Origin of the sequence: Thauera aromatica, from assembly GCF_023093595.1 — a bacterium.
GTDB lineage: Bacteria > Pseudomonadota > Gammaproteobacteria > Burkholderiales > Rhodocyclaceae > Thauera > Thauera aromatica_A.
In genome coordinates, this window is sequence record NZ_JALLIK010000046.1 from 1 (window position 1) to 3118 (window position 3118).

Annotated in this window: 3 protein-coding genes; all 3 read right to left on the minus strand. The window is 69.9% G+C overall.

Going from position 1 to position 3118, the window contains the following annotated elements; all coding sequences use genetic code 11:
* Positions 1-126 precede the first annotated feature (126 nt).
* The gene (bioF, locus tag MXC99_RS00560) at positions 127-1329 is read right to left on the minus strand and encodes an 8-amino-7-oxononanoate synthase (protein ID WP_247723697.1); all 1203 of its coding nucleotides are present in this window, start codon (positions 1327-1329) and stop codon (positions 127-129) included.
* A 21-nt stretch (positions 1330-1350) separates the two neighbouring features.
* Positions 1351-2691 carry an adenosylmethionine--8-amino-7-oxononanoate transaminase gene (locus MXC99_RS00565; RefSeq protein ID WP_247723698.1) on the minus strand — a complete coding sequence of 447 codons (1341 nt, stop codon included), beginning with the start codon at positions 2689-2691 and terminating at the stop codon, positions 1351-1353.
* A 245-nt stretch (positions 2692-2936) separates the two neighbouring features.
* Positions 2937-3118 (minus strand): hypothetical protein (locus MXC99_RS00570; RefSeq protein ID WP_247723699.1); only part of this gene is annotated, 182 nt, incomplete at its 5' end.

Here is a 3118-nt window from a genome sequence, read left to right on the forward strand (position 1 = left end):
CATCCTTGCCCGCGCCTGGGTGCGTGTGCTCTGGCGTGCCTGGACCGATCGCAAGCCCTATGACGTCGCCAACCACGGCGCAGCTAAGCCGTTCCTTCAAACCGCCGGGGGGTGACACAGGGTGTCTCATGCGCTCTGCCTTTCCAGTTCGCTCAAGGTGTCGGCAAGGCGGATCACCTCGTCCTCATGATGCGCTGCGCTCAGCGACACGCGCAGCCTGGCACTGCCGGCAGGGACGGTGGGTGGACGGATCGCCGGCACCCACAAGCCGGCGGCTTCGAGCGCCGCCGATACCGCCAGGGTTTCGTCGTTGTCACCGATCACCACCGGCTGGATCGGCGTGCGCGAAGGCAGCAGGCGCCAGCGCTGCAGCCGGACGCGCGCGCGAAAGAGGGCGATCAGGCGGTGCAGATGGGCGCGGCGGCCATCGCCGGCCTCGATCAGGCGCAGGCTCTCGAGCAGCGCATGGGCGAGCGCGGGCGGCGCGCCGGTGGTGAAGATGTAGGTGCGGGTCTTCTGCAGCAGCCATTCGACGAGCGTCGCGTCGCCGGCGACGAAGGCCCCGGCGACGCCGGCGGCCTTGCCCAGGGTGCCGATCAGCACGATGCGCCAGGCTTCGGGGTGAGCGCCGAGGCCGGCTTCAGGGGGGGCGCCGAGGCCGGCTTCGGCGACCGTGCCGCGTCCCTGCGGGCCGAGCACGCCGAAACCGTGGGCGTCGTCCACGACCAGCCAGGCGTCGTGGCGGGCGGCGCGTTCGAGCAGCGCGGGCAGCGGTGCGACATCGCCATCCATGCTGAACACGGCATCGGTGACGATCGCCTTGCGGCGAGCGGTGCTGCGTTCGAGCAGGGCGTCGAGCGCGGCGAGATCGAGGTGGGGATAGCGCTGGATCGCGGCACGCGACAGGAGCATGCCATCGACCAGCGAGGCGTGGTTGAGGCGATCGGAGAATACCGCGTCGCCGCGTCCGAGCAGGGCCGGCAGCACGCCGCTGTTGGCCATGTAGCCGGTGGAAAAATACAGCGCACGCTCGGTGCCGACGAAGCGCGCGAGCGCGGTTTCCAGTTCGTCGTGCACCGCATGGTGGCCGGTGACCAGGTGCGAGGCTCCGGCGCCGGTGCCGAAGCGCTGCGCGCCCGCGGCGAGCGCGGCGGCGAGCGCCGGCTCGGCGGCGAGGCCGAGGTAGTCGTTGCTGCCGAAGGCGAGCAGGGCGCGGCCGTCGACCTGTGCCCGCGGCGCGCACGGCAGGGTGTTGCTGCGCCGGCGGCGGCGCAGGGCGTCGCGCTCGAGCGCCGCGAGGCCGGCATGGAGGTCGTCGCGCAGGCTCATGTGCGGCTCACCGGGGCGGGTTCAGGCCAGTGCCGCGGCGAGGGCGGCGGCCGCGCCGTCGGCGAGGCGGTCGATGTCGTCCGCATCGACGATGTAGGGCGGCATGAAATACACCGTGTCGCCGATCGGGCGCAGTAGCACGTCTTGTTCGAGGGCGGCAGCGAAGAAGCGACGGGCGAAGTCGGGTGGGGCGCCGGCGACGTCGAAGGCCGCGATCATTCCGCACTGGCGCAGGTGGCGCACCGCGCGGTGGTCGGCGAAGCGCGCACGCACGGCGTCGCCGAGCAGGCGGGCGCGGCTGCGGTTGGCTTCGATCACGCCGTCGGCGGTGAAGATGTCGAGGGTGGCGAGCGCCGCGCGGCAGGCCAGCGGGTTGCCGGTGTAGGAATGGGAATGGAGGAAGGCGCGCGCCGTGCGCTCGTCGTAGAAGGCGCGGTAGATCTCATCCGAGCTCAGCACCAGCGACAGCGGCAGATAGCCGCCGGAGATGCCTTTCGACAGGCACAGGAAGTCGGGCCAGCCGTCCGCCGCGCCGGCGCCGGCGGCCTGCTCCCAGGCGAAGAAGGTGCCGGTGCGCCCGCAGCCGACGGCGATCTCGTCGGCGATCAGGTGCACCCGGTAGCGGTCGCACAGTGCGCGCGCCAGGCGCAGGTACTCGGCGTCGTACATCACCATCCCGGCGGCACCCTGCACCAGGGGTTCGACGATCAGCGCCGCGGTCTCGGCGTGGTGGGCGTCGAGATGGGCTTCGAGCGCCGCCGCCGCGCGCCGCGCCACCTCGGCCGCCGGTTCGCCGTCCGCGGCGAGGCGGGCGTCGGGGCAGGGCACGGTGCCGCCGCCGCGCACCAGCGCTGCGTAGGCGTCGCGGAACAGGGCGACGTCGGTGACCGCGAGCGCGCCGACGGTCTCGCCGTGGTAGCTGCCGGCCAGGCTGAGGAAACGGTTCTTGCCCGCCTCACCGTGGTTGCGCCAGTAGTGCACGCTCATCTTCAGCGCGATCTCGGTGGCCGAGGCGCCGTCCGAGGCGTAGAAGGCATGGCCCAGGCGGTGGCCGGTGAGGGCGGCGAGGCGTTCGGATAGCTCGACCACCGGCGGATGGGTGAAGCCGGCGAGCATCACATGCTCCAGGGTGTCGAGCTGGTCCTTGAGCGCGGCGTTGATGCGCGGGTTGCAGTGCCCGAACAGGTTCACCCACCACGAGCTGATGCCGTCGAGCAGGCGGCGGCCGTCGGCATCGATCAGCCACGCACCTTCGCCGCCCACGATCGGTACCAAGGGCAGGGCCTCGTGGTGCTTCATCTGCGTGCACGGGTGCCAGACGGCGGCGAGCGAGCGGGCCAGCAGATCGTCGGAGCGGAGCATGAGGGAAAAGCGCGATGCCGGAAACGGGGGGCATCCATGTTGGGCAATCGGGGAAAAGGTGTCAAATCGGACCATTCACATCAAACCATCCACATGGGGAATCGCTGCCGGCTGCGGCCGGGCCGTGCCGGGCGGGGCTGGAACGTTTCGCCGCTTCGCGGCCAAACCGGGCTGCCGATCCGGGGTAGCCCCCAGCAGCAGGGCTGCCGCAGCTACGCGTATTGCATTTCAGGGTGCTTGACAAGCTACCCTGGGCTGCCTCGGTTTGCATAAATTTTGTGCAAATCTAGGTCGTTTCGGCGGAAAGAAGATCTAGCAGGGTGTTGATTTAATAGATTTTCCAGTATCCATGCGATGTTTGAGGCTGATAGAATTACATCTGCATTACGAACCTGATTATTCTCATGCGCGGCATCGACCACAAACA

What these genes read in the sequence shown, in the direction of transcription:
- bioF (WP_247723697.1), bottom strand. Translation starts at nt 1,329, where the DNA reads ATGAGCCTGCGCGACGACCTCCATGCCGGCCTCGCGGCGCTCGAGCGC.
- MXC99_RS00565 (WP_247723698.1), bottom strand. Translation starts at nt 2,691, where the DNA reads ATGCTCCGCTCCGACGATCTGCTGGCCCGCTCGCTCGCCGCCGTCTGG.